Source organism: Catenovulum sp. 2E275 (genome assembly GCF_025515275.1).
In the GTDB taxonomy this organism is placed as follows: Bacteria; Pseudomonadota; Gammaproteobacteria; order Enterobacterales; family Alteromonadaceae; genus Catenovulum.
Map to the genome: position 1 here is coordinate 1 of NZ_JAOPFU010000012.1, position 26,741 is coordinate 26,741.

The 26,741-nt window shown below is 37.1% G+C and carries 15 protein-coding genes and 1 pseudogene; 12 read left to right on the plus strand and 4 right to left on the minus strand.

Going from position 1 to position 26,741, the window contains the following annotated elements; translation table 11 throughout:
- Positions 1-142: 142 nt before the first annotated feature.
- Complete coding sequence (locus N7931_RS08070) at positions 143-1,579, minus strand: replication initiation protein (RefSeq protein ID WP_262793263.1); 1,437 nt, start codon at positions 1,577-1,579, stop codon at positions 143-145.
- A gap of 1,340 nt (positions 1,580-2,919) precedes the next feature.
- Here N7931_RS08070 and N7931_RS08075 point away from each other — a divergent pair.
- From N7931_RS08075 to N7931_RS08085, 3 genes and pseudogenes are all read left to right on the plus strand, one after another.
- Complete coding sequence (locus N7931_RS08075) at positions 2,920-3,633, plus strand: ParA family protein (RefSeq protein ID WP_262793265.1); 714 nt, start codon at positions 2,920-2,922, stop codon at positions 3,631-3,633.
- A 50-nt stretch (positions 3,634-3,683) separates the two neighbouring features.
- On the plus strand, positions 3,684-4,598 hold the full coding sequence (locus N7931_RS08080) for a ParB N-terminal domain-containing protein (RefSeq protein ID WP_262793266.1): 915 nt from the start codon (positions 3,684-3,686) through the stop codon (positions 4,596-4,598).
- A gap of 493 nt (positions 4,599-5,091) precedes the next feature.
- Positions 5,092-5,869, plus strand: a pseudogene (locus N7931_RS08085) (DDE-type integrase/transposase/recombinase); the annotation flags it as partial.
- 87 nt (positions 5,870-5,956) lie between these two features.
- On the opposite strand, the gene N7931_RS08090 reads toward N7931_RS08085, so the two are convergent.
- Positions 5,957-6,607 (minus strand): putative glycoside hydrolase, encoded by a 651-nt coding sequence (locus N7931_RS08090; protein WP_262793267.1) that lies wholly within the window; start codon positions 6,605-6,607, stop codon positions 5,957-5,959.
- 155 nt (positions 6,608-6,762) lie between these two features.
- Here N7931_RS08090 and N7931_RS08095 point away from each other — a divergent pair, with 155 nt between their 5' ends.
- Both N7931_RS08095 and N7931_RS08100 read left to right on the plus strand, forming a co-directional pair.
- Positions 6,763-9,144, plus strand: a complete 2,382-nt coding sequence (locus tag N7931_RS08095) for a beta-galactosidase (RefSeq protein WP_262793269.1) — start codon at positions 6,763-6,765, stop codon at positions 9,142-9,144.
- 78 nt (positions 9,145-9,222) lie between these two features.
- Positions 9,223-12,351 (plus strand): FG-GAP-like repeat-containing protein, encoded by a 3,129-nt coding sequence (locus tag N7931_RS08100; RefSeq protein ID WP_262793271.1) that lies wholly within the window; start codon positions 9,223-9,225, stop codon positions 12,349-12,351.
- 42 nt (positions 12,352-12,393) lie between these two features.
- Here N7931_RS08100 and N7931_RS08105 read toward each other — a convergent pair whose 3' ends face one another.
- A complete protein-coding gene (locus N7931_RS08105; RefSeq protein WP_262793272.1) occupies positions 12,394-13,002 on the minus strand; it encodes a GntR family transcriptional regulator in 609 nt (202 codons plus the stop codon).
- A 378-nt stretch (positions 13,003-13,380) separates the two neighbouring features.
- On the opposite strand from N7931_RS08105, the gene N7931_RS08110 reads away from it, so the two are divergent.
- The 6 genes from N7931_RS08110 (at position 13,381) to N7931_RS08145 (ending at position 24,055) form a co-directional block, all read left to right on the plus strand.
- Positions 13,381-14,529 (plus strand): mandelate racemase/muconate lactonizing enzyme family protein, encoded by a 1,149-nt coding sequence (locus N7931_RS08110; RefSeq protein WP_262793273.1) that lies wholly within the window; start codon positions 13,381-13,383, stop codon positions 14,527-14,529.
- 12 nt (positions 14,530-14,541) lie between these two features.
- Positions 14,542-15,564 carry a zinc-dependent alcohol dehydrogenase gene (locus N7931_RS08115; RefSeq protein WP_262793275.1) on the plus strand — a complete coding sequence of 341 codons (1,023 nt, stop codon included), beginning with the start codon at positions 14,542-14,544 and terminating at the stop codon, positions 15,562-15,564.
- A gap of 27 nt (positions 15,565-15,591) precedes the next feature.
- Positions 15,592-16,356 (plus strand): 2,5-didehydro-3-deoxy-L-galactonate 5-reductase, encoded by a 765-nt coding sequence (locus tag N7931_RS08120; RefSeq protein WP_262793277.1) that lies wholly within the window; start codon positions 15,592-15,594, stop codon positions 16,354-16,356.
- A gap of 3 nt (positions 16,357-16,359) precedes the next feature.
- The gene (aldA, locus tag N7931_RS08125) at positions 16,360-17,808 is read left to right on the plus strand and encodes an aldehyde dehydrogenase (RefSeq protein ID WP_262793278.1); all 1,449 of its coding nucleotides are present in this window, start codon (positions 16,360-16,362) and stop codon (positions 17,806-17,808) included.
- A 251-nt stretch (positions 17,809-18,059) separates the two neighbouring features.
- Positions 18,060-18,932 carry a hypothetical protein gene (locus tag N7931_RS08130; protein ID WP_262793280.1) on the plus strand — a complete coding sequence of 291 codons (873 nt, stop codon included), beginning with the start codon at positions 18,060-18,062 and terminating at the stop codon, positions 18,930-18,932.
- 914 nt (positions 18,933-19,846) lie between these two features.
- Entirely contained in the window at positions 19,847-24,055 is a 4,209-nt protein-coding gene (locus tag N7931_RS08145) for a carbohydrate-binding protein (protein ID WP_316250571.1), read from the plus strand.
- Between the two features lie 80 nt (positions 24,056-24,135).
- Here N7931_RS08145 and N7931_RS08150 read toward each other — a convergent pair whose 3' ends face one another.
- The gene (locus N7931_RS08150; protein WP_262793281.1) at positions 24,136-25,572 is read right to left on the minus strand and encodes a PQQ-dependent sugar dehydrogenase; all 1,437 of its coding nucleotides are present in this window, start codon (positions 25,570-25,572) and stop codon (positions 24,136-24,138) included.
- Between the two features lie 180 nt (positions 25,573-25,752).
- Between N7931_RS08150 and N7931_RS08155 the strand changes: the two genes are divergently transcribed.
- Positions 25,753-26,739, plus strand: coding sequence for a DctP family TRAP transporter solute-binding subunit (locus tag N7931_RS08155; protein WP_262793283.1), 987 nt, complete (start codon positions 25,753-25,755; stop codon positions 26,737-26,739).
- The last annotated feature ends 2 nt before the right edge of the window (positions 26,740-26,741 follow it).

Below are 26,741 nucleotides of genomic sequence, written 5' to 3' on the forward strand. Positions count from 1 at the left end.
TGTCGGAAAGATACGTTTTTTCTTCCACCTTTATATCTACAGTCAACTTAAAGCGGTAGGAAAAACGACTGGATGTCGGAAAGATACGTTTTTTCCTCCACCTTTATATCTACAGTCAACTTAAAAACGGTAGGAAAAACGACTAATCTTTTTCTATAGTACTCCAAAATTCATCCTGAGCATCAGCAACACGTTTTTCTAATTTTTTTGGATCAAGCAACTCAGGCGAACGAACTTCAAATAAGTAAATTCTTAGTAAAGCATCATATCCAGGAGTTTTTGGCTTTATCATTGGGTTCTTTCGTATCGCATATTCGTTAACTTCACGAAAAAAGCTATCTTTTTCCAGATCAGATAATGAGTTTAGGTAAGCATCAGCAACTTCTTTTTTATAATTTCTTATGGCGTCTGCTTCAATCTTCTCCAATTGTTCTCTTTGTTTAGCAGCGAGCACCCTCTTTCTTTGACTCTCTTTAGCTTGTAATAATTTCATTTCGTTTTGTATCTTGATCCACTCATTTTCAAATGCATCAAAATTATTATTTAAACAAGTCTTAAAGTAATCTAAAGGTTTTTTCTTTGTAGTTGCATATTTATCATAAAGTTCAATATTAAACTTTATATAGTGTAAATGTTTAACACTAATTTCTTCATCAAAATATAATTCTGAGTTTTCTAGTTTATTAAAAAAGACTCTACATGTAGCTTCAAGACAACGCTCATCTAAAAGCATTAACGCGTCCTGTTTTAAATTTTTATATTCTGGTGTTTCTGCATACGACGGTATTTTATTTCTGATAAAAAATGAAATAATACGAATAGGTTTACCTACATAAGCAGCTTCGACTCTAAAATCTAAAAACTCTAAACTGTTTATATTATTTATCGCCTTTTGGATTACATATTTACGTAAATCCTTAAAATTTGGGTAAGTCCATACTTTTTCGCCATTTTCTATAGTGTAAGGGACGTTCATTATTTCTCTAAACATAGGGACAGTTAACTCAAATCTTCGTTGACCATCTCTTATAAAGAGTAAACAATGTTCATATAATATTGGAGTATACTTATCAGACCAAGCACCGTTAGCGATTCTTAAATCAACACCAAGAGATGTTGCTTCTGAAGTATTTAATAAAGTTCGTCTAATATCTGGATCCAATCGTATAGAAAGAATCCCATCATTTATTTCAGCTCTGGAAACATAGTTTTGAAACCCAATACTTGCCCCCCCTACTTTATTCCCTTTCCCATCTTGAGACTCTAAAACATCCCATTCAACCCTTAAATCTTTTAATAAACTAATAGCTCGCCTTGCACCTTGCCTATTATTTGATTTCCACTCCATATACTCTATAAATTTTATTACAGGCAATTGAATATCATATACTCGGTCACTATATACTTCTTCTACATCATCAAAATTATCAAATCTTTGTCTTACATCATTCTGTAGCGCCAATATTACTGCGTTCATGCATTTATAAAGGGAAGATGTGATACTCCCTCCAGGCGTAGCAAAGGATACGACTCTGTCACTTTTTACAACAATATTTTCTATTGATTCTTGATTTTGCATACAGTGTGCTAAAGATGTTTAATACTAATGATTAATCGATTTTTATACATTAACTATATAATTAGTCAAATTTGTGGTCGTATTTTCTTCCACCTTATTATCATGTTCGATTACGTAAAGTGGAAGTAAATACGATATTTTTTTATATACAATGCCTTTGGTTATCAACAAAACATTGTATTTTAATAACCTTTATCTCTATTAACGAATAATAGCTGACCTTAGATGAAAATATTTACTTGGGATTTAGACTGCAAATTTCCATATTATAGATGACTATTTATTTGTAAGTCTGAATCTCAATTTTTATAAGATCTAATTATTTAAATAAAAAATAAAAAGATCTGATCTAGATCTAGCCTAGCATTAATAAAATCAATAGCTTAGGTGTTTAAAGAGGAAGCTTTTACTTTAAGGTGGAATAAAATACTCTTAAAAAGAGGAAAGATAAACGTTTTAAAGGGAAAGGTTTACTTATAAATAGGGGAAAAAAAACGCTCAGAAAGAAGAAGAATAAACGATGTGGAGCTCGTACTTTATTCCCCTTTTAACGTATATCCTTCTACTTTATGTGTTATTAAATAAATGGTGGAACCATATACGGTTGATTTGCTTAATCAAATATATAAATAATATTAATACCCTACTTCTCTCTTTATTCACCAATACCGACTAGTCATTTACTTTATTGGGAAATGGGTATGTCGGTTCCCAAACGAAAGACAACGTTGTCCATTCTGGCATTTTCCTATTAATTAGAATGTTGCCAAAAATTAAAAATGGAATTATTAGCAATACTTTTTTCTTTTGGAATAACTATTAAATTAACCCTGTCATTGTATCTATCATCTGATGAAGCTTAAACTCATAAATCCAGTCCATTATGCTTTTCCCTTGCTAGTTAAACATACTCGGTTTTGAACTCAAGCTAATCTAAAGATGAAATACTTTTATAGTTATCATTACCTCACTGTAGTTGATTCTAAATGGTATATTTTGCTGTTTTTCACCAATTTTGATTAGGTAAACTATCGATTGATGGTTCGAATAGAAATATCATCTATCAGAATTACGTCTAAGCTAGTGTGCATTTAAACTATACGTCAGAATTGATTGTTATTTACCAACCGTCAATTCTTAATATTGTTTTGAGATGTGTAGAACGCGTTCTACACACTTAATTTTGTGTTTGAATATTATATTTAATACAAGCTAGTTACCCTCAATAGTGTAGAACGTGTTCTACACTAAATGAAAATACGAAATATATGGATATTAATAAGAATAAATATATAATAGTGAAAATTTATAAAAAAATAGTTTATCTATGGAGAATTTAAATGGTTATTACATTTGGTAATAAAAAAGGGGGGGTATGGAAAAGTACAACTCTCTTAAATACCGCTTGTGTGGCTGCACATAAAGGTTACCGTGTGTGTGTAGTAGATGCTGATACTAATGAAACATCGAATACATATCTAAGAAGAAGAAATGAAACGAATTCAGAAAGACTGAAACAAGGCATTGAAGAGTATCCATTCATTAAAAGTGAGTTGAAAAGGCCGGATGATTCTGTTGGTAAAGATTTGCAAGCTTTGGATGAAAATTACGATTATGTATTTGTTGATACAGGTGGATATGAAAATAAAGCTTTTACTTCTGCGATTCAAGTTTCTGATGTGATCTATATGCCCTTTCAACCATGTCAGGTTGATATGGATCAACTGGTACCGACATTGAAAGTTATTATAGATACTGAAGATATGGTATCAGAATTGATCTCTGATTATATGATTGATGCTAGATTATTAGTGGTTGGAGCGGATCATAATTCTAAAGATCTAGTCATGGATGCAAAGGCTGTATCTAAACATCTAGAATCACATGCAAGTTTATCCTCTGCAACTATAACGGTTGTAAAAAAAATGAAAAAAATACAAGACGAAGGGTTAATGCTAGCCGATATTAAACATCCCAAGAGGAGTATGTACGAAATATTATTTGATGAAATTCAAGGAAAAAGAAAGTTAACACATAACCGAATTAGACGTTAACTTAATGTAGAACACGTTCTACAGTATTATATAATTGAAAGGTTTTTGAAATGGTAAAGAAACTTAACTTAGATTTGCTGGAAGGAAAAACAGCAAAATACCCATCAGAGATTAAGAAACAAGAACAAGATTTAATTAAAGAAAAAGAGAATATCATTGAAAATGGTAAAATTCAAAAAAAATTAGCAAGAAAAACAATATATGGAGTTCGAATTGTAAAGAAAGCTAGTGATACAGTTTTATGGGAGGGAAATCCAAGAAACTTTTCAAGAGATAAAGATATAAATGACCTCCTACCTTTAATAGAAAAATCAGGGGGGAATACTCAAGCTGTAGATGCCCGTATAAACTCTGAGGGTAAAATCGAAGTTATAGCCGGTTCAAGACGTCGAAGATGCTGTATTGAAAGCGGTTTAGAACTAGTCATAGATCTTTATGAAAATATGACAGATAAAGATGCTCAAGAAATTGCTGAAATAGAAAATTCAGGAAGAAAGCAAGTTGATGCAATCGGTGAATGCGATTATCTGTATGATAAATATATAAAAATGAAAGAGTTAGATCCTACATTAAGTGTAGAAGTATACTCTAGAATGAATAATATGGATCGAACTTTAATGCACTTAAAATTTAGCGTTGCTAAATTACCTGATTGGATAAAAGATAGTAGTAAAAATTTAGATTGGTCAATAAGGAACTTAAAAGCTTTAACTTCTATATATCGGCAGGTTATAGAAAGAGATATCAACAAAGAAGATCTTACATTTCGATTACCTTTATCTACTCCTACTTTAGTTATTAGTGCGTTTAAGAAAATGTTAGATGGACAAACAAAGAACAATATATCCCACATAAAAGTCACTAATGCGCGAGATGGTTCTGTAACAATAAAGTTATCGAAAGATCTTTCGTTAGAAAAGAAAAATAAAATATTATCATTAATAGATAATATGAATGAAGTATAGGATGTTGAATAAATCTAACCTTTCTAAAAAAATCACATGCGATATTTTTGTGGGGTTTAAGTAAATTGATTTAACAAGCTTTTGTAATATATCGATTTGAAATTTTGCCTCGGCAGTATGAAAATAATATAACTTTGAGCATGGTGGCAAGAGAATATAATAATTCTGCATTTTTTAATTATTATTAAAAGAGGTTAAAAAATAAGTCATTATCTACAATGTGATTTAATGTGGGTAAAGTTAGTGTAATTTCTTTCAGAAAGTTTTATAAACCGTAATTCAGTGATTTTCAGCCTAAAGACGGTGATTATATTTTCAATTGCAAATCCTCGTTTTTAGTCAGTTAAAGTGAGACGTGAGGTCAAAACTGAATATGGATTTAACACCTGCCTTAATTAGTTCACTGTATCTGGCTTCTCCATAATATTAATACGATAGCACTAAAAAATGATATGTGTGATTCATAGACATCATTTCAATATAATCTCTATCTATGAACAGAGAAATTCAACAACGGCTTACTTGGGTTAAGCTATACGAAGAAACAAATGATGCAGGTCTAGTATGCCGCAGATGTGGCATACTAGACCAACACTACGAAAGTGGTGGATGATGGCCTCCATAGCCAAAGTAGGCGTCCTCATAACTCACCTAATCAAAAAGTTTCATTAAAAGTAGAGTCAATAATTCTTGAATTAAGAAGAGCTAAAAATTTAGGTGCAAGACGTCTTGAAAGTGAGTAAGGAAGGCTTCATGAGATATCGTTATCTATGGCTACGATTCAAAAGGTTCTAGCAAAAAACGATGTTTAACCAGTTAAAAAGTATCGTCGTAAACTTGATTACATTAGATACGAACGTCCTTTACCTGGTGACAGAGTTCAAATGGATACGTGTAAGCTAGCGCCAGGACTTTACCAATATACCTCGGTAGATGACTGCACTCGTTACCGTGTTCTAAGGGTTTATAAGCGTCGTACAGCTGCAAATACTCTTGATTTTATCGGGCATGTAGTAGAAGAAATGCCATTTCCGATTCAGCGAATTCAAACTGATCGAGGCCGAGAATTTTTTGCTGAAAAAGTACAAAAATATTTGATGGAGCTGGGAATAAAGTTTCGCCCAAATAAGCCTAGTTCTCCCCACTTAAATGGAAAAGTTAAGCGTTCTCAGAAAACTGATAAAACAGAGTTTTATGCGACCATTGATGTTCACTCTGAAGATTTGGATGAACAGATCGCAGAGTGGCAGCATTACTACAATTGGATGCGCCTTCTGCTGAAAGGATTCAAGATGCTAACTATAAACGTGATTTAGAGATCGCCAGATTGAAACGATCTCTATGAATCACACAAATAATTATTTACAACCTTTGCTTCCTTCTGGCAATGCAACTAAATATGCTTTGGCCAAATCTAACTCCATTTTCCCTTGAGTGGAGATTGAAAAAATATCTGTTAGATTTTTGAAATCAAAATTCCCGTCTTTGTTAAAACAGTTTAATGGTAAAGTGAGTGCCGTCCATTCGTTTTTAGGCATTTGATTGAAAATAGGATTTAATGCCAGTTCGCTTTCACATTTATTAGACCAGTTACAACGCATAGCTATTTTAGCAATTGAGCTCGGCAACTCGATTATTCTTAGTTGAATTTCAAGTGCAGCAACATTTTCTACAGAAGATAGATCTATTTTATGGCTATTAAGTGTTATATTTGAAAACCAAGCAGCTTGTTTATTTCTCCCGCGCCATTTTACTTTTATTGCATCATTCTCTTTTTCTATACTAATTGGTTCGACAGTTAAGTTACCTCGTTTAGTTTTACCTGCTTGATTCTCAATTGGTATTCCCCAAGCTAGAGCATTCCCTATACTTAATTTCCAAGGAGGAGTAGCTTTACCTTCATTTAAAAAATCAGATACAGGATCTGCAATTAAAGCCATCGAAGAAAAAGAAAGCATGATAATTACAGCTCTCATCATCTTTATTAATACTAAAATTTGTAATTTCATGTTTAAAGCTCGGTTATTAATTAACATTAATTGTAGAATGTATACAAAATATAAATATGTCAATATGTTTAATAAATACTTTACATTTTTTACTCGTTATTGTTAACTATCTACAATTTTTAAGTGTTAAGATACACCATAGAGGTCGTTGGGTTATGAAAAAATTAAGTTATATAGATCGAAAAAATAAAAACTTTACGCTATCGGCACTTTCTGTTGCCAGTATGGCATTACTTGGGTGTCAAACAAATGAGGTACAAGAGCAACCTTTAGAAAAGACTTTATTTGATTTTGAATCAGCTACGCTACCTGTTGAAGTCCAGCTTATTAATGCAGAGGGGAGTGTCGTCTCGAAAGGTGTTACCAAAGGTAATAAAGCGCTGAATGTTAAATTTCATTCTAAAAAACATGAGTATTCGGCAATTAATTTTACTCCGACTCAAGCTTGGGATTGGAGCGACTTAGATAGTTTCAGCATTGCATTTGATATCTCTAATCAAGGGCAATATTCAACCCAATTATTTTTGAATGTATATGATCATAATGGTCAAGTTTATACTCGTAGTGTCAATGTACCAGTAGGTAGTGCTAAAACCTACTATTCAAAAATGGCCGGTCACGATTTAGTTAGCCCAGATAATAAACACGGTGAAAATGTTGAATTGAATTTAAGTTCAGGTTTGCGTTCTAACCCTGCAACTTGGGAATCAGACCAAGTACAATTTATTTGGATGTGGGGGACAAAAAATCTCGATACCAAAGGCATAAAACAAATTTCATTAAGTGTTCAATACAACTTACATGACAAAGAAGTAACAATAGATAATGTTAGGGTGATGCCTAACCCTAAAATGAATAAACAATACCTAGAAGGTATAGTTGATAAATTTGGTCAACCAACTCGTTTGGAATATGAAGAAAAAATTCATTCTGAAAAAGAGCTTCTTGAAGTAAAAGAAAAGGAACTCGCACGTTTAAATAATGGCGAAAAATTATCTGACCGTTCTAAATTCAGTGGCTGGAAAGAGGGCCCTAAATTAGCCGCGACTGGTTACTTTAGAACTGAAAAAGTTGGTGATAAATGGTCGTTAGTTGATCCTGAAGGTTATTTATATTTCACTACGGGCATTGATAACGTTAGGATGTCGAATGCGACTACCCTTACAGGTTATGATTTTGATCAAAACGTTATAAACCAACGTAGCGCCGACGAGCTAACCCCAGAAGATTCTCAAGGGTTAAACCCACCTCCAAAAAATGCTATCCCTACGCGCAAGTTAGTTTCTGAAACACGGGCTAACATGTTTGAGTGGTTACCTGATTACAACGATCCATTAGCTAGCAGTTATGGTTATCGCCGTGGTGCCCACTCGGGCCCACTTGAGCGTGGTGAAGTATTTAGTTTTTACATGGCAAACTTAGAACGTAAATATGGTGAAACGACCCCTTATTCTTACCTTGAGGACTGGTCAAAAGTAACAGTGGATCGCATGTTGAGCTGGGGGTTTACTTCGTTCGGTAATTGGATCGATCCTATGTATTACGACAATGCTCGTATACCATATTTCGCAAACGGTTGGATAATCGGTGACTTTAAAACTGTTTCTAGTGGTAATGATTTCTGGGGTGGATTGCCAGATGTATTTGATCCTAAGTTTGAAGAGCGTGCTGATGCAACAATTAAACAAGTTGCCAAAGAAGTAAACAACAGCCCATGGTGTGTAGGGGTTTTCATTGACAATGAAAAAAGTTGGGGACGTCCTGAATCGAAAACAACTGAGTTGGGGATTGTCATCCATACGCTCACGCAAAACGGTGCTGAATCACCGACTAAAAATATGTTTACTGAACAAATGCGGGCTAAATATGAAAATATTGCTAAGTTAAACCAAGCTTGGAATACAAATATAGCTTCTTGGGATGCGTTTCAACAAGGGAGCTTTAATAGTAAGTTAGACGAAGCCAACGCGCAACAAGTTGCCGATTACGAAAAACTTTTATTTGAATACGCAAGTGAATATTTCCGAATTGTCGACGCTAAACTCGAAAAATATATGCCAAACCATATGTACATGGGGGTTCGATTTGCCGATTGGGGTATGCCTATGCCTGTTGTTCAGGCATCGAAAAAATATGTCGATGTAGTCAGCTTTAATTTGTACAAAGAAGGTTTAACCAAGAAAAAATGGGCGTTTTTAGAAGATCTAGATATGCCAACTGTAATTGGTGAATTCCATATGGGTACAACAGCATCAGGCTTCTTCCACCCTGGATTGGTTCACGCTGCTAACCAAGAAGATAGAGCAAGAATGTACAAGGATTACATGCACTCGATTATAGATAATGACTATTTTATTGGGGCACATTGGTTTCAATATCTAGATTCTCCAATTACCGGTCGCGCATACGACGGTGAAAACTACAACGTTGGCTTTGTATCGGTAACCGACGTGCCTTATAACGCTATGGTTAAAGCGGCACGCGAATTACACGAAGAGCTGTACGAGCGAAGATTTGGTGATTTAAAACAAAAATAATCAGTAACCATCTCCCCCAACAAAACTCACATGGACGTGAGTTTTGTTATTTCTGACATTCTGAAAAATGAGACATATATGGCTAACTTAAAACTAAAACCTTTTGTTCGAATTTTCCCCTTATTAGCTGCAACATTTATTGGACTGAGCACTTGCGGAAACAGCGAACAGGTTCAATCTTCATTTGTAATTACGCCTAGTAACGCATACACGCAAGGTTATATAGTTTCAGGCAGTTTAACTAAAAAATTGATTTTAGATGTTACTAATTCGGCGAGTTATGCCACTGTTAGCGTGTACGCAAACGGACAATTATTAGTAGACAGTTTGAACGTACCTAAGCAAGGACAGCAAGTGTTAAATGCTTTGGTGCAATTTGAGCAAGCTGGTGCGGTAGAGCTTAAAATTAAGAGCTTGGCTGCCGATTTAACTATCAATCAGTTTAAATTGGTTGATGTGAATGATTTAGTTGTACCAAAGTATCAAGATATTTCTGTTCAGGCAGGGTTAGATAAAGCTGATTCTATTAAATACGGTGGCCCTAGTATTGCGGATATTGATAATGACGGTGATTATGATTTTATTGCCAATAACCATAATGCCGAAACCAGTAAGTTGTATTGGAATAACGGTGATGGCACATTCAAAAAACATCATAAAGATTTATCGCGCTGGTTTATGCAAGATTTACACGGCACTGCACTGGCAGATTATGACCTTGATGGCGATTTAGATTTAATTCTGACACAGGGCGGCGGTAATGGGAAAAATCCATCTCGCTCTAATTTTTATTTAAACGACAATAATGAACTAATCCGCTATACCGGTGATATTGGTATTGATCGTGGTGGCCGCGGTCGAGGTGCCAGATGGGGCGATTTCGATTTAGATGGCGATCTGGACTTTTTAATTGTCAATGAAACTGGCCTTGCCAATGAAACACCACAACACTTTTTTTACGAAAATAATGGCCAAGGTAAATTTAAGTTTAAATCAGTAGAGGGCATTCAGGATCAAAGACCTGAGCGCGCTTTAGTGACAGATTTAAATGGCGATCATATTGAAGATATTATTTTATTCGGCCATTCCGAACCTGTTGGTTTTTCAGCTTGGCTCGGCAATGGCGACTTTACTTTTACTCGCATTAATGATCAATTCCCACAAGCGGTTGCTGATGCACTGCATATTAATGCTATTACCGATATTGATATAGATAACGACGGTGACTTAGATTTATATATTGCCCGAGGTTATGAATTCGAGCATGGCGAAGGCGAAACACCGTCGGTTGATTTTGACCCAGACAGCCAAGTATTGTCGGTTAAACCGCGTGGTTATGCCGGTGTAGACGAATGGGAATTTACCTCTGAAGGTCAGCTTAAACTGGATTATTACTACTATTTAGGTCAAAAAGGCTATCGCGGTAAGGCTTATCCAATATTCTTGGGTAAAGGCAAAACTAAAACGCCAGTTCCTAGCGGTGAGACTTTTGAATTCACAGCCGAACAAGCAAACGGCTGGCCAGATGACTTTACTGAAAACGGTGTTTATTTTGGTTATTTGGGTGACGGTCGCTGGAAGGCAGCTTTAGTCCGTGAAGATGATATTTTCTGGTCATACCGCTTTAATTTAACCGGCGTTACAGGCTTTACCCCTAAATTTATCCCACAAAATCGTAACCTCCAAGACTACCTATTAAGAAACGATAACGGTAAATTTGTAGATGTTTCAGAACAGTGGAATATCGCACCAGGCGGCAATTCAATGGGTGTAACCCACGGCGACTTTAACAACGACGGGATGCAAGATTTGTTTGTTTACCGTTGGGGCAATGTTGGTCACAGAATTTCAGATTTAATGCTAGTTAATACAGGGCAATCTCGTTTTGAAACTTTGACCATGCATGGTGCCAATGATGTTGGTGGACCAGGCTATGGTGATATGGGCCAAGCCTTTGACTTTGATTTAGACGGAGATCTGGATTTATTAAGCGGTAGTGAATTTGGACAATGGTATTTATACGACAACCAAACGTCACAGGCTGGTAATTACGCTTTGGTCAGAGTAGGTTACGCGCCTAACTCGAATATTGATGCTTTCTCTGCTGAAGTTACAGTGAAAACGGCGAGTCAAACATACACAAAGCGTGTTGGCTCTGCAGGTGAAATATTCTCACAGAGTTTACTCAATATTGTTCATTTTGGTTTAGGACAAGCTGACAAGATAGAAAAAATTACAGTGAGATGGCGCAATGGCGAGACGGTTGAGTTTAATGAAAAATCGGTCAATGCCTTGTTTGATACTAACAAGCTTGATCCGGTGAAATTATCAATTGAGGCTGAATCTTTTAAAATACGACAAGGTGCAAGCAGCCAGTTAAGCCTTACTTTTTCGCCAAATTACGCTGATAAAACCGTTAGCTGGAGCAGTAGCGATGAGCGTGTTTTGAAAGTGTCAGATTCAGGTGTGGTTGAAGCCATTGGTGAATTAGGCAAAAACGCCACTATTACCGCAACCAGTGCCGCGAATGGTTTATCGGCAAGCGCCGAGTTTGAAATTGTAAAATGGTACGCTAAACCCATACAGTCTGTTGCTTTAACCGCTTCGCAAAGTGAAATCATAGCAGGTAAAAATGTGTCAATTTCTGCTTTGATTATGCCATTGCAACCCGATAATGCAGATTTGCAATGGACAAGCAGTAACACTGAAATTGCAATCGTTAGCGAAAGTGGTTTAGTTGAAGCCAAACAAGCTGGCGAGGTGGTGATTTCAGCACTAGCCAAAGCGGATAACAAGGTGAAGGCTTCACTGACCTTTAAAGTTCAACCTTACATTAAGCCATATATTGAAATTGTTGAGGCGAATAAATTTGCTAACCAGCCAATTAAAGTAGCCCAGGAAGTAGAGGTAACTGTTAAATATCATGCGGGAGCGGGTCATAAAGTGGTTTCAGCTGATGAAGGTGGGATTCGTTTGTGGTTACGCCACTTTAATCATGACGGGATTCCGGTGAAAGATATTGTATTAGCTGAACCTAGTGCAATTAATACGCTATCCGGTATAGTGAAATTTAAACTGCCGTTGAATGGCATTGCACCAACTCAAGATTTGATGGAAGGTCACTTTTATTCACTGAGGGCTACATTTACTTCAAGTAATGGGGATATGTATGACGAAGAAATTTACCCTGTTAATTTTGTAAAATAGTATGTTAAATGTTAAAAGAGCTTAGTTAACTAAGCTCTTTATTTATTTTATATTTTTACGTAAAGCTGCTATTGCTTCCTTTACATCTCCATTACGGATACCATCCACAATATGCTTATGTTCGTCAACAAGCGCTTGTGATGTTTTTATTCTTTGATAGTTCATACGCATACGCATAACTATAGGATACCAGATATTCACTAGGTCTTCTCCTCCAGCTAAATTGACCATATATTGATGGAATTCAATATCTGCTTTTGTCAACTCAGTGAATTCTTCTTTATCAAAATGCTCTTGCATTCTTTCAATTATATAGTCTAAATCTTCAAGCTGTTTTTCAGTGGTATGCCCGATTAGGTTCTTTATTGCAAATTCTTCAATTTTCCGTCGAATTTCTATACTTAATTTTTGCATATCGGCCGAAAGCGGGCTACTAACGGATGAACCTACATTATTTTTACTGACTAATAATCCTTCTTTCGTCAACTTTAATAAAACATCCCTAATGGGTCCTCTAGAAACGCCAAAACGTTCAGCTAATTGTTGTTCATTTAATTTTGTATTTGCTTGTAATTCGCCAGAAATAATATCGGATCTAAGTGCATCTGCTATTTGTTCGCGAACAGGAATTATTTTGATTTTTTTATTCATAATCTGGTTCCGCTATTTAATGTAAAAGAATAAATGATTGTAAACCATATACATTAAATTAATTAATATTAATTATAGGATTCTAATACTTTTGCATAACATTGGCTAGCAAATTATATGACAAATATCTACTTAAGCTATGCCTTCTTAGCCCTAATGAATGTCTTATACATCTAAAATAAAAAATAATGTTCAGTAAGTAGTAAATCAAGTTCTGACTTAAGAATGATTGTTCAGCATTTCTAGTTTTTATTTGTTTTTTTATCAATGCCTTAGGTTTTTACTATAAAAATTTTAAGAAAAAGGCATATAATTATTTGAATAATATTGTTAACAATGTACAATTGAATATAAATTGTGAATGTTTTAGGTGTGTTTATGGTCAATTCAACAAGTAAAGCTGATATATCGAGTATACATTCAGTAGATTTAAGAATTCGTTCTATTAAAACAGAGTATTACCAAATTCCATTAGCTGAAGTTTTAAGTGATGCGAAACATGGTGATCATACTCATTTTGAAGTGATTGTATCGAAGATTACTTGTTCAAACGGTATTGAAGGCATTGGGTATACCTATACAGGTGGAAAAGGTGGTCGGGCTATTTATTCTTTAATTGAAGATGAATTAAAACCTATTCTTCTTGGTAAAGATGCAAGTCGAATAAGCCACATATGGGAAGAAATGACATACCATTTACATTATGTTGGAAGAGGTGGGTTATTAAGCTTTGCAATTTCTGCTGTAGATATTGCCCTATGGGATATTCGTTGTAAGCAATTAGGCGAACCTTTATGGAAAGTTGCGGGAGGGTCTAATGACAGGACTCGCTGTTATGCTGGAGGAATTGACTTAAACTTTTCAGAAGAAAAATTACTCAATAATATTCAAGGGTATCTAGATAAAGGTTTCAAAGGGGTAAAAATCAAAGTCGGTAAGGCTGATTATCGTGAAGATGTAGCTCGAGTTGAATCTGTAAGGAAGCTAATTGGTGATGATACTATTTTTATGGTTGATGCCAATTATTCATTGCCAGTTGAAACAGCTATTCGCTTTGCGAAAGCAATAGAAAAATATGATATTAAATGGTTTGAAGAACCAACAATTCCTGATGATTACCTTGGATATGCTCGAATTGCTCAAGCTACTTCTATTCCTTTAGCTATGGGGGAAAACCTGCATACAGTTTATGAATTTAATTACGCTGTCCAGCAGGCAAAATTGGGATTTTTACAACCAGATGCATCAAATATTGGTGGTATTACTGGTTGGATGAAAGTCGCAGAATTGGCGTATATAAATAATTTGCCAATTTGTACTCATGGTATGCATGAGTTGCATGTTTCGCTGATGTCGTCTCAACCTCATGCTGGTTATATGGAAGTTCACTCGTTTCCTATCCACGAATATATAAAACAACCTTTTGTTCTTGATAAACAAGGTAATGCTGTAGCACCTAATGTAGTAGGAACAGGGGTTGAGTTTGATCCAACGTTAGTTAATTCATTTTTAGTCAAACAATCTTAGAGGTTAATTATTATGATCGCAGCACAATATATTGGCGGTAAACAATTTAACATTATCCCTGGTACAGAGCAGAAGCCTCTAGCTGGTGAGGTGAAAATTGCGGTCGGTTATGTTGGTATTTGTGGAACTGATATGCACATTTATCATGGCGTCATGGACGCTAGAGTTAATCCGCCTCAAACGATAGGTCATGAAATGTCAGGCACTATCACAGAAATTGGTGAAGGTGTCGAAGGGTTTAATATTGGCGAAAAGGTTGTTGTTAGACCTTTAGATTGGTGTGGTGAGTGCCCAACTTGTAAGGCAGGTTATACGCATATTTGCCAAAATTTAAAGTTTATGGGCATAGACTCTCCTGGTGCTTTCCAATCAAATTGGACTGTTAAAGCGCGTACTTTGCACAAATTACCTGCAGACGTTAACTTAAAACAAGGTGCGTTAATCGAGCCTTTATCAGTTGCTTGCCATGACATTCGTCGCTCACGCTTACAAGCCGGTGAAAAAGCGGTTGTGTTAGGTGGTGGTCCAATTGGTCAATTAGTTGCTGCTGTTGCTAAAAGTGTGGGTGCGGATGTTTTGGTTTCTGAGCCAAATGAATCACGCCGTGCGTTTGCTGAAAAGTTAGGTGTTGAATCTGTAAATCCATTAGAAACTGACTTAGCTAAATTTGTTGATGAATGGACAGGCACTAAAGGCGCTGACGTTGTATTTGAAGTATCTGGTGTTAAGCCTGCAATTGATGCTATGACTCAAATTGCTGGCCGTCGTGGTCGTATCGTTATGGTTGCTATTCACTCGCAAAAACCTGAAATCGATTTATTCCAATTCTTCTGGAAAGAACTAGAGTTATTAGGTGCGCGTGTATACGAAGCTGAGGATTTTGACTGGGCAATCGACTTAATCGCCTCTGGCAAAGTAAATGTAGCGCCATTTATCAGCTCGGTTAACCCACTTTCAAATATTGGTGACGCGTTTGCGAGCATGGACAACAACCCACAAGGCATGAAAGCTTTAGTTGAATGTAATGCTGAGTAAGCCTACAGTTAAGTAAGAGATTTTATTATGTTAGAAAAATTTAGTTTAGAAGGTAAAGTTGCCTTAGTTACTGGCTGTAAACGCGGTATTGGTAAAGGTATTGCGTTAGGTTTAGCTGAAGCTGGTGCGGATATTATTGGGGTTTCAGCTAACTTAGAACTTGAAGGCTCAGAAGTTGAAAAAGAAGTTAAAGCACTAGGCCGCAACTTTAAAGCGTATCAATGTGACTTTGGTGATCGCCAAGCTTTATACGCTTTTATTGAAAAGGTAAAAGCCGATTTCCCAAAAATCGATATTTTAATTAATAACGCAGGCACTATCTTACGTGCGCCAGCAGCGGAGCATGGTGACGAGTTATGGGATAAAGTTATCGACGTTAACTTAAATTCACAATTTGTATTAAGCCGTGAAATTGGTAAAGAGATGGTTGCGCGGGGCGAAGGTAAAATTATCTTCACTGCCTCATTGTTAACTTTCCAAGGTGGTATTACTGTCCCTGGTTATGCGGCAAGTAAAGGCGCAATTGGTCAGTTGGTTATGGCATTATCAAATGAATGGGCTGGCAAAGGCGTAAACGTAAACGCTATCGCTCCAGGTTATATCGACACTGACAATACAGAGGCCTTACGTAACGACCCTGAACGTAGTGCTGCAATTTTAGGTCGTATTCCACAAGGACGTTGGGGTAAACCAGAAGACTTTAAAGGTCCTGCTGTTTTCTTAGCTTCTGAAGCTGCAAACTACGTAAATGGCGCCATTCTTTTAGTAGATGGCGGCTGGATGGGGAGATAATCTATGAATTTCCAAAACAACGTAAACTTTATTAATGGCGAGTATGTTAAATCGTATGCCGAAGGCACTATTGACATATTAAGCCCATCAACTGGCGAGAAAATTGGCGAAATTCCAAAAGGTTGCGCTGAAGATGCCCAGTTTGCTTTGGAAACTGCTAATAAAGCGCAAAAAGCTTGGGCAAAATTAACTGCGCGAACACGCCAAAAAATCTTACGTAACTTCGCGCAAAAAATTCGTGAAGCAAAAAATGTGTTAGCACCTATGTTGGTTGCTGAGCAAGGTAAATTGATTGCTGTTGCTGAAATGGAAGTTGAAGTTACCGCAACTTTTATCGAATACGCTTGCGACAACGCATTAACTATTGAAGGTGATATTTTACCTTCAGACAATCAAGACGAGAAAATTTACATCCACAAAGTACCGCGTGGTGTGGTTGTAGGTATTACCGCTTGGAATTTTCCATTAGCGCTTGCTGGTCGTAAAATTGGACCTGCGTTGATTACTGGCAACACTATGGTATTAAAACCAACGCAAGAAACACCACTGGCAACAACCGAGTTAGGTCGTTTAGCGGTTGAAGCGGGTGTGCCTGCAGGTGTGTTAAACATAATTAACGGTTCAGGTTCGGTAGTGGGTCAAGCTTTATGTGAAAGCCCAATTACCAAAATGATTACTATGACTGGTTCTACCTATGCAGGTAAGCAAATTTACAAAACCAGTGCTGAATACATGACACCAGTTATGTTAGAGCTTGGTGGTAAAGCACCTATGGTAGTAATGGATGATGCTGATTTAGACCAAGCCGTTGAAGGCGCTCTGTGGGGACGTTTTACAAACTGTGGTCAAGTATGTACTTGTGTTGAGCGTTTATATGTTCATGAAAGAGTATATGACGAATTTATGGCTAAATTTTTACCACAAGTTAAAGGTTTGAAAGTTGGCGATCCTATGGATCATGCCAGCCAAATGGGCCCTAAATGTAATCAACGTGAAATAGACAATATTGATCACATTGTAAAAGAGTCTGTTAAGCAAGGCGCTACTATAGCAACTGGCGGTCAAGTGGCTAAAATTGAAGGTTTTGAAGGTGGTTGTTGGTACGAGCCAACAGTTTTGGTGGATGTTGAGCAATCCAACATTGCGGTACATGAAGAAACCTTTGGCCCAGTTTTACCTGTTGTAAAATTTAAAGATGCCGACCAAGCCATTGAATTCTGTAATGACAGTATTTATGGTTTAAGTGCTTATGTTTACACGAAAAACTTCTTCGACATTAATAAGTTTATTAACGACTTAGATGTGGGTGAAGTATACGTAAACCGTGGTATGGGTGAACAACACCAAGGTTTTCATAATGGTTGGAAGCAAAGTGGTTTTGGTGGTGAAGACGGTAAATTTGGTTTAGAACAGTATTTGGAAAAGAAAACAGTTTATTTAATGGAGAAATAAACTTATTTTAATCCCATTTAAAGGCAGACTATATTAATAAAGTCTGCCTTTTTAGTTCTGAGTCTTACTTTAATTAAAATTTATTCTATTCTAAGCCTAACCTAACTTTATTCACATTGGTTTAACTACTCTGCTGATTTTGTGATAACCCTCAAATTTACACCACAATATATTACCAAATTTAATACTATACCCTTTGTTTTTATTGATTGTTTATTGTTGACAATGTATATTGGGGATGGAGGTAATATATGAAATATATCTTAATTTTATTACTGTTTAGCATTTTATTAGCTTGTTCTGAGGCGAATTCAAAAACGATTGTGACCTATGCTACAGGAGTTGAAGGAGATGCAAGAACGCAATATGAATATAATCTCTTAAAATTAGCTTTGGATAAAACACTAGCTGAATATGGAGAGTATGAACTCGTTATAAGACCAGGAGATACAACGCCTAGTTATAGTCGATTAAGAGTTGAAGCTGAAGATAATGAATATACAAATATGGTATATAAAGATTCAGTCTCGAATGATTTAGTTAATAAATTACTTGCCATAGAGTTCCCAGTTGACCTAGGGGCATCAGGATACAGAGTTGGATTAACTTCTCAAGAAAATAAACTCAAATTATCTAATATTCGGAATAAAGAAAATGTAATTCAATTAAAAATGATACAAGGACGTGGATGGTTAGATGGTGATATTTTACGCTCTCAAGGTTTTAAAGTCATTGAAGGGAGATATATTGAAGGTCTTTTTTTTATGGCTGCAAATAAAAGAGGTGATTTATTTCCTCTTGGTGCGCATGAACTAAAACGCGAATGGGATAAATATAAGTATATTGATGGATTAGCTTATGATACTAATCTGTGTATATATTATCCATTACCTAAGTTTTTTTTTACCAACCCTGAAAATGTTAAATTGGGCCAGAGAATAGAGCAAGGATTGAAACAATCTTATGAATCTGGTGAACTAATTGAACTTTGGAAATCTTATTTTTTAGAAAAAATCCAATTTGCTAATTTGAAAGAGCGTCGTCTATTTAAATTTAAAAATCCGATGATTGATAAGGTCGGAACTGATTATGAACAATATATATTAGATCCTCAAAAATTATGATTGTCTTGCCCTTAAACTTACTTTGAATTAAGGGCTTTTTTCTTCTATTTACACCATCTCGCTCTTTGCTATTTTCGAAAGCAACTTTGATTTTTTCATCTCTAATTTGCTGAGCTTTTTGGCGTTCACTTGGCTGTTGGTTTGCTTTTAACCATGCATAATACCCACTTGGCGAAACGCACGCCAATCGTACAATATGATACGATTGACGGTGCTCGTGCATAAATTCAAACGTGCTATTTTTGATTTTTCGCGAAGTAGGTTGCCGCCTTTTTAGGATTTCTAGCTCCTCGGCTTGTTCTGCCAGTTGGCGTTTTAACCTAGCATTTTCTGCTGATAAGATGATTTCTCAATCTGAAGTAGAAGCTTTCTTCTGAGCTACACTGCGTCAATAGTATAATTGGAACTCATATACGCCTAACTATCTGGCTGCTTGTGCTACACCGACTTTACTTGCTTATTTTAAAGCTTCTTCTTTAAATTCGATTGAATAGGTTTTTCTTTCTTTTTTAACTTTTTTCATTTTTCACCACTGTGAGTTATTTTACTCACTTAATGAGGTGTCTAAAACTATTGGAGCAGATCACCTGTATGATTTTTGTAAATATAGGGTTGCATTCTTAATTGTATTTTTAATTTTGTTAACATTATTATGTTTAATGTTTTTGGTTTGTTGATATTTGTTTTGTGTTGTTCTAGTATTTTAATGCAAATTTTCAAATCAATACTCATAAAGAATGCATTGGTTTGTATACGGGATTGATATTTGGTTCTTATAAATGCTCCCGTATTTTTTGTTATCAATTAACAAAAAGATTGCTGTGCGGTTGTTGGACAGTGAAAACTCGCTTGAAACAAAGGGTAACCGTACATGTAAGAAGCACTTACTAACATAACAAAAACTGGAGAATAAAATGTTTAAAGCAAAACATTCTCTGCTGAGCTCAAGTATCGCATTATCATTTGCTTTACTCGGCGCTCACGCACAAGCAGAGACACTCGTAATACAAGCTGAATCGTTTACCAATTCTGGTGGAACCTACAACGATGGTCAGCCTAACCCTGTAACCATATATAACGTAAACGGACAAAGTGCGATTAACTTTGTTAACGCGGGTGATTTTATCGATTTTGATGTTAATGTTGAGGGCGGCGACTACCAAATTGAATATCTAGTCGGCACTAGCGTTCAATCAGGTCCTAACATTGAATTATTATTAAAAGTTAATGGCGTATGGCAAAGCCAAAATTCTGTGGCTGTACCTTTTGGCCATTGGGATAATTTCCAACCTCTTAGCCCAAGCTCACTTGTTAGTTTACCAGCGGGTACCTCAAGCATTCGTTTAATGGCAACAGGTTCTACATGGCAGTGGAATATGGAGTCGTTCAAGTTAACTCAAATCAATCCAATTGAACCTGAAACGCCAGAAACACCAGTTGATAGTGTTGTAGTTAATCTTGAAAACTTTATATATACAGACAAACAAGGACCTGCTGCTGCTGGTGACACTGTTGTTGGTTTTGGCACTACCAATCAAGGTATCAACTTTAATACTTCAGGTGATTTTGCAGATTATACCGTTACTTTTTCTCAAGCTGGTACTTACAAAGCAAGCTTAGCTGCTGGCACGCCAATGTCTGGCCAGTTAGGCGCGCAGCTTCTAATTAACAACCAAGTTGTTGCTTCTACTAGCATTGTGGCAACGGGTGGTTGGGACACGTTTGCTAATTTTGATTTAACTGGCGATATTATTATTGCTTCGCCTGGTACTTATACTATTCGACTACAAAGTTTTGGTAGCCAAACATGGCAGTGGAATGCGGATACCTTAACCTTTAATTATGAATCGAGTGACACGGGCGGTGGCACACCTATTCCAGATTCAGATAACGACGGTGTAGAAGACGCAGTTGATTCGTGTCCTAACACGCCAGCAGGCCAAACCGTTGATGTAAATGGTTGTGCTGCGTCACAATTAGATGATGACAGTGATGGAGTGAACAACAACATAGACCAATGTCCAAATACAGCGCCTGGTGCAGCCGTAGATGCAAATGGCTGTGAAATGATTGTTGACAATGATAGCGACGATGATGGTGTAAACAACAATGTTGATATGTGTCCTAATACGCCAACGGGAGAGGCTGTAAATGGCTCAGGTTGTGGTGCGTCTCAGTTAGATGATGACAACGACGGTGTAAACAACAATGTTGACCAATGCCCGAATACACCTGCTGTTACAGTAGTTGATGCGTCAGGTTGTGAAGTTGACAATGGTGGTGGCGATCCTGGAAACGGTGGTGAAGGTGAGTATTACCACGATGGCCAAGGTTTGTTATTTGGCCGAGTCGATGGTGCCATGAACTTTGCAGGTGAAGCAGGTTATGTTGCTAATCCACCTAATTATGACGTTACAACTGATTTATTAGAAACAGATGATGCAATTCGTGGAAATTCTACCGAAGTATTCCGTGGTGAAATTTATGATGCCGATGGTCATATTTCATTCTACGAGCATATAGATGACAGTGTTCGTTTATATATTGATGGTCAATTGGTGCTTTCCAACGACAGTTGGGAAAATTCGTCACAAACAACAGACTTAAACTTAACCCCAGGTTGGCATGACTTTGAATTACGTCTTGGCAATGCAGACGGCGGCAGTGGTGCGGTAAGCGGTGTAGGTTTTGGTATCGATGTTAACGGTGGTACTAACTTTGTTCACCCAAGCACATTAAGCCCAAGCATGTTTAGCTCAAGCGGCCAAGTTGTGGTTGATCCAATTTTACCACCACCAGGCGGTATTTATATTCAACTAGAAGACTTTGACGAAACAGGCACTGTTGGCCGAGTGGCGAGCGATCCTAACGATGGTTTTGTTGCAGGCGATTCTAACGTTGGTTGGGTAACCAATGGTGATTTTGGTAAATACCATAATGTATTCCTAGAAGCGGGTACTTATCGTGCATTTATAAATGTATCAACGCCCGCAGGCGGCAGCTATGGTGCGCGTATCGATATAGACGGCGAACCGTTTGCTTGGGGATATTTTGATAGCACAGGTGGTTGGGATATAGCAGCAGAATACGAACTCTATGGTGGTGATTTAGTCGTAGAAAGTACAGGTAACCATACTGTGCACATTGAAGCCATTGGCGGTTCAGATTGGCAGTGGTCCGGTGATTTTGTCCGCTTTGCAAAAGTGAGCGACAGCACAGCTAAACAACCGCGTGTATACAACCCGAATGAGCATGTTGTTGCTGAAATTCAAGGCCCAGCAACAGGTTTACAGTACTTAAAAGAGCCAGTGCAAATTCCACTTGCAAACAAAGTATTAAAATCAGACGTTTGGTATACCTATCCGCAAAATCGTAACTGGTACGACGCTGATAATGGTGGTCAACCTGGTGATTATGCTGACTTTGGAGCAACAGGTGCATTCTGGGGTCATCCACCAGAGCATGACTTTTATGATGACACTGTCATTATGGATTGGGCGGTTAACGTAGTAGACGACTTCCAAAGTGAAGGTTTTGAATATACAGCCCGTGGTGAGTTTGACTGGGGTTACGGTTGGTTTACTGAATTTACCACTAATCCACAGCCACACTATGTACAAACATTAGACGGTCGCAACGTGCGCATGACCTTTATGGGTTATTTAAGTCACGATGGTTATAACAACAATTGGTTGAGTAATCATAGCCCTGCGTTTGTACCATTTATGAAGTCACAAGTTGACCAATTGCTTAAAGCAAATCCAGACAAGCTGATGTTTGATACGCAAACTAACTCAACTCGTTCAACCGATATGCGCACATTTGGTGGTGATTTCTCTCCATATGCAATGGCAAACTTCCGTGTTTGGTTGTCGAAAAAATATAGCAATGCTCAATTAGCATCTATGGGCATTAACGACATCAATACCTTTGATTATGGTGATTATTTACGTGGGCAGGGTGTCACTCATACTGAGTGGTCAAATGCCGGCGACACGCTGTCTGGCAATATCCCAATGTTAGAAGACTTTATCTACTTCAACCGCGATGTATGGAACCAAAAATTTGGCGAGGTGCTAGAGTATATTCGTCAGGTTCGTCCAAATATCGAAATTGGTGCAAGTACGCATTTATTTGAATCGCGTGGTTATATCTTTAATGAAAACATTACTTTCTTATCTGGTGAGTTGAACTTAGGTGCAAGAACGTCAACTTCTGAGTTGCCAACTAACATACTAGTTCACTTAAAAGGTGCGCAGGCAGTGGATAAAACCCTTGCTTACTTCCCGTATCCTTGGGAATTTGATGAGCTACGTATCCAAAATGCACCAAGATTCGGCCGTGGCTGGGTTGCTCAAGCATACGCTTATGGTGGTTTGTTCTCTATCCCTGCTAACGTTTGGGTAGGTGGCGACATTTGGACCTGGTCACCAGGTGCAGATAATTACCGTGATATTTACCAATTTGTTCGTGCACAAGAGAACTTGTTAGACGGTTACACTTCATACGCGAAAGCGGGTTATGTACATGCTATGTTCTCGTCAATGAAAGCTGGCTTTATTGACGGTGGCAACCAAGTTCAATCAAGTGTGAAAATATTAACTGAAGATAATATTAACTTTGATATGTTGGTATTTGGTGATGCGGGCTACCCAGTTGTACCACGCCAAGCTGACTTTGATAAGTTTGACCACATCTTCTACGACGGTGACTTAAACTACTTAACTACAGAGCAACGCGCAGTATTAGATGCTCAAGGCAGTAAAGTAAGACACATAGGTCAACGTGGTACTATCTCAGGTTTACAAATTAATGTAAGCATAAACGGCTCAGTATCAAACGATACAGTATCTGCGGTATCACGTATCCACGAAACAGATGCGTCTGCGCCATATGTTGTGCACTTAATTAACCGTCCATTTGCTGGTGGGGTAACACCTATCTTAAATAATGTTGAAGTAGCAATTCCTGCTGATTATTTCCCACAAGGTGTAACCTCAGCTAAATTGCATTTACCAGACGGTTCAAGTTCTACTGTTGCCGTTTCAACCAACGCAAATGGTGATGCAGTAGTGTCGGTGAGTAACCTTGAAGTTTGGGGTATCTTAGAATTAGCTCACTAATTCATTAAGAAATTTTTTAAAGGTAACAAGGGCTTCAGTTGAAGCCCTTTTCTATTTATTATACTTAAACCATGTGAACTTTATGGTATTTCTTGTTGGTTGTTACCGCTCTTATTCAGTTTCTCTAATTTATACATATGTCCCTTATGATCTCTGGTGATCATAATATAAATATCACCAGAAGGGCTCACTGCGACATCACGAACTCGGCCAAAGTTTTTAACTAATAACTCTTCTTCAACCACTTGCTTGTTAACTATTTTTACTCTGCGTAACTCTTGTGCACTCATACCGGTAACAAACATATTGTTTTGCCATTTTGACCACTTGTCACCATTATAAAAATCAATACCACTTGTTGCTATTGATGGTACGTAATAACGTATGGGTTGTTCCATACCCGGCATATGAGTTTTATTTGTCATTGAGGTGCCATCGTAATTCATTCCATAGGTAATCACAGGCCAACCATAGTTTAAGCCCTTAGAAATTAAATTAATTTCGTCTCCGCCTTTAGGTCCATGTTCGGTAGACCATAATTCGCCAGTATTTGGATGTCTGGCTAAGCCTTGTGGGTTGCGGTTGCCATAAGTCCAAATGCTCTTATAGGCACTAGCTTGGTTAACGAATGGGTTGTCAGATGGAATAGAGCCATCTAAATGTATGCGATGAATTTTACCATTTGGTTTAGTTAAATCTTGAGCATCAGGGCGTATGCCTCGTTCACCAATTGAGAAATATAGGTAGTTGTTATCTGCGACAAGACGTGAACCAAAGTGGCGGCCAGAGGGCAGGGCAAATGTGTCATCCACACTAAAAATATCTTGTTGGTCGACTAGTTTATTCCCTTCTATTCGAGCTTTAAAAATTGCAGTCATACCCTGGGCTTGTTGCCAAGTGCTATTAATATTTTCTTTTGCGTAAGCCAAATAAATAATCTGGTTGTTGGCAAAGTTAATGTCTAAGGCAACATCTAACAATCCACCTTGATCATTATTCCAAACTTTTGGTGTACCGGTAATAATGCGGTAACTGCCGTCGATATTACCGTAATATAAATTACCTGTATCCCGCTCTGTAGCTAAATATTCGTTTGCATTGATAAATGTGATTGCCCAAATCAGGCTGTCAAATACATTTATCAATTTTAAATTAAACTGATAATGTTTTGTGGTAAATATTTGATTTTTATCCAGAAATACTTCTGGTGTTGTATTGGCACTTTTACTTACTTTAATAAACTGCGCAACTTGTTTTATTTGTTCTTGTGTTAGACCTGTCTTGAAAGCAGGCATACCCTTATCTATTACGCCATTTCTAATTGTTTCGATAATAGCCTGTTCACTGTCCTCATGTAACCAAACATCATCTATTAAGTTTGCACCTAACCCACCTTGTAATTGTGGACCATGACAGCCTGCACAATATTGTTGATAAACTTGTTCACCATTTGGCGGTGCCGAAAAAACGGCACCAGACCAACTAGAGCAAAATAAGATAAAGCTTAAGTATTTCATCAAAATCCTTAATGTTAATTTTTGTGGTTTTAAAGTATTATAAAGTATATCATTTTAAAATTAATTGTTAACAATAAACTTTGTTGTGGTAGTATAAGTTAAAAATACTGTTTACTTGCTGCATAAAAAATCGGTAACGCGGAACATTGGTGTGAAAACTTGAGATGCGATAACTCTATTATGAAAAAGGCTATTTTCGTTTTATTAATTGTGTTTTGCATACCTGTAGGCAACGCTACAGAGCGACTGTTATGGGGGCATGTCTATGAAACCAGTGAACCCTTGCACAAATGGGCTGTGTGGGCGGCAGAGCAAATAAAAATTAAAAGTGAAGGGCGGATTGAAATTGATATTTTCCCTATTTCAATTTTAGGCAAAGAAGCTGAACTCAACGAAAGTTTAAGTTTGGGTGTGGTTGATATTATTTATACAGGCACTAGTTTTGCGGCACAGCTCTCGCCTTCACTCGCAATTGCGGATTTACCATATGTATTTGACGGTTATCCGCATTGGCAAGCTTTTAACCAGAGTGATTTGTTAGTTAATTTAGCTAATGATTACGCTAGTTCAACAAACGGAAACCAAATACTTGGTAACAGCTATTACGGCCAGCGACATGTTACTTCGAACAAGGCGATTGTCGATTTAGCTGGCATGCAAAATTTAAAAATACGCGTACCTAACGCCAGTATTTTTAAAGAGTTTCCATTAGCAGTCGGGGCAAACCCAACACCTATTGCTTTCTCTGAAGTGTATATGGCACTACAACAAGGTGTTGTTGATGCACAAGAAAATCCATTACCAACGATAAAAGCAAAGAAGCTTTACGAAGTGCAAAAGCATATCAATCTAACCGGTCATATGATGGGTTCTATCCTTACTATTGTCAGTAGTTATCGATGGAATAAATTATCGGAGCAAGATAAAAAAATTGTCCAAGCTGTGTTGCAACAAGCCGCTGAAAAAGTGAGTGAAGAAACGCGTAATAACGAACTCGCGCTAATTAATTGGTTTCAACAAAACGGTATCAGGGTTAACCAAGTCGACACACAAAGTTTGCGTCATGAAACGTTAAAACGACACGCGCCTTATGTAGCAAAAGTCGGCCGTGAAAACTATCAGAAACTGATTGCGCTTAACCCAGAAAATACCTTGGGGGTTAAATAAAG